We start from the raw sequence: 2310 nt of genomic DNA, 5'->3' as shown, positions 1-2310 counted from the left end.
ATATTGACCTGAGAAATCACAGTTAAGGCTTTAGTAATATTTTTCCGCTTGTCACCTTGCCAGCAACCAAATCAGCAAACGCCTTATCCCCCTCAGCAAGCGGTCGAATCTCTGTCCAGCCCTCTTCTGTTATTTTTCCTGTGGTTAGCAGATCTACAGCATCATGAAAATCCTCACGCGTATAGCAGAACGATCCTAGTATTTCGATTTCACTACGTATCAAATGATTAATAGGCAGTACCGTTTCATCTATTCCAAGACCAATGTTCATGAAAGTTCCGCCTGAATTAAGCAACTTCATCGCTGTTTCTCTGGTCGGTTGGAAGCCGGCAGCATCGATTACGACATCGATCCCTTTGGATCCAAACACTTGCTTCATCCGCTCTTCCAGATTGCCCTCGAGCGCATTAGCAGTTTCTGCGATCCCGACACTTCGGCTCATCTTCAATCTTTCCTCATTCGTATCGACAATCATGACCTTCGATGCGCCAAGAAGCACTGCTGTCTTGGCACAGAGCAAACCGATACCCCCCGCACCGAAGATGACAACATTGGCAAATGTATGTCGTTCCATTGCTCTTCGAGTTGCCCGAAGCGAGCAAGCAAGGGGCTCAGCAAGAGCAGCACGATATGAGCTCACTGATTCAGGAACTACCACTGTAGTATCGACCGGAACAATCACCCACTCCGCAAATGCCCCTGGATGATGAATACCAATTATTCTTCTGCTCTTGCACAATTGGGGCAACCCTTTTCGGCAGCCAGCACATTCTCCGCAGGAGAGAAGAGGATTAACGACAATTTTCTTACTTATTAACGCTTTATTAACTTCATCACCGACCTGCTCTACAATTCCGCAAAACTCATGTCCCATAATCAAAGGGGGGGTGCGAAGGCTGTTATGCCCCATATACCCTTCTATTTCCGAGCCGCAAATCCCGACAACCTCGATACGTACTAGCACTTCATTAAACAGGGGGATAGGGCGTTCCCGATCTTCCCAGTCCATTCTTTCCGCGGCATTCCACACTAACGCTTTCATCTAAGTACCTCCATTCTATTTCATGGCCGTTTCACGATCATTTTTGAATGATTCCAATCCATTGAACAGCTTATTTATATCCTCTTCATCGTTGAACAAGTGAATGGATATCCGAAACCGTCCGTCTCCACCCCATACGTAAATATTATGCTCGCTTAAATAACGAGCAATGGATTCTCCTTCTTTGGCAACTACGCTGATGTTCCCTGCCCTTTTGTCAGGGTCTTCCGGCGTCATCACCTCATAACCACATTCCAGAAGCCGATCAATGACTTTGCTGCCAAGCGTCAAAATATGCTGCTCAATCTGATCAATTCCATGCTCCAGTAGGAGTCCTGTCGAGAACCGGGTTGCATAGACCGTAGCGTAGCTCGGATAACCTAGCTCGAAGCGGCGAGCATCTTCATGAAACTTTAAGGATTCGAAACGGTCCGAACCAAACATATCGTGAACACTTCTCCATCCTACTGAACGAGGCTGAAACGCTGCTGTTCTTGTGGGGTTTACTGCGAGAATACCCATTCCATGAATAGATAGTAGCCATTTATAGGAGCTGCATACCACAAAATCTGATTCACTCATATCTACCGAAACTGCACCAAGCGACTGTGTAACATCGAGTAAAAGCAGTGCTTTGGTCTTCTTGAGTTGCGCATATAATGAACGGTAATCTAATCTAGCCCCACTCAAGTAGCTCACATGACTTGTCATGACCAATCGCGTACGCTCATCCACTTGCGCCATGATGTCTTCAACGGTTATACTCCATTGCCTATGGTTTACAACGCGAACTTCCAGCCCCTTCTGCTTCAACAAGACCCACGGCAGAACACCTGAAGGAAATTCCAAATCATTGATCACAATATTATCGCCATCATTGAAATCTAGCGATTGTGCAATCATAGAGATCACTTCCGATGAATTGGACAACAAAGCAATATCAGATGGCTTGCCGTTTAAGAGCCTCGCTAAATTAACTTTGCATGCTTGTTCGATTTCGGCRTTATGATCACGTCCATGCGGTCCTTTGCTTCTATAGTTGAAATAATCAGCTACGGCATCCAGACAACCCTGGTGCGGAGGAACCTCAGCTCCATTGTATAACCAAGTTTGATCTTGTAATCCGACAAAAGACTGCTTATTAATCAATGCATTCATAGGCTTCTCCTAGTCTTTTTTAATAATGAAATCATTCAAGGTCCATCTGATGCACCAGTCACAAAGGCGTACCGACTAGCAGCATAGAGCACTGTTAGTCGGTGTAAATG

At 45.6% G+C, this 2310-nt stretch carries 2 protein-coding genes; both read right to left on the bottom strand.

Annotated elements, in window-relative coordinates:
- Positions 1 to 22: 22 nt before the first annotated feature.
- A complete protein-coding gene (locus tag AC1DWN_RS32370) occupies positions 23 to 1042 on the bottom strand; it encodes a zinc-binding dehydrogenase (protein WP_477562945.1) in 1020 nt (339 codons plus the stop codon).
- Positions 1043 to 1057: 15 nt separating this feature from the next.
- Positions 1058 to 2200 carry an aminotransferase class V-fold PLP-dependent enzyme gene (locus AC1DWN_RS32365; protein ID WP_477562944.1) on the bottom strand — a complete coding sequence of 381 codons (1143 nt, stop codon included), beginning with the start codon at positions 2198 to 2200 and terminating at the stop codon, positions 1058 to 1060.
- Positions 2201 to 2310: the final 110 nt, after the last annotated feature.

The sequence above is a fragment of the Paenibacillus sp. P4_A7 genome, assembly GCF_056402455.1.
The sequence above is the reverse complement of the archived record's forward strand: the minus strand, read 5'-3'. Positions and strand labels throughout refer to the sequence as shown.

Excerpts from the sequence above, each read along its gene's own strand:
- AC1DWN_RS32370 (WP_477562945.1), bottom strand. The coding sequence starts at position 1,042 with ATGAAAGCGTTAGTGTGGAATGCCGCGGAAAGAATGGACTGGGAAGAT.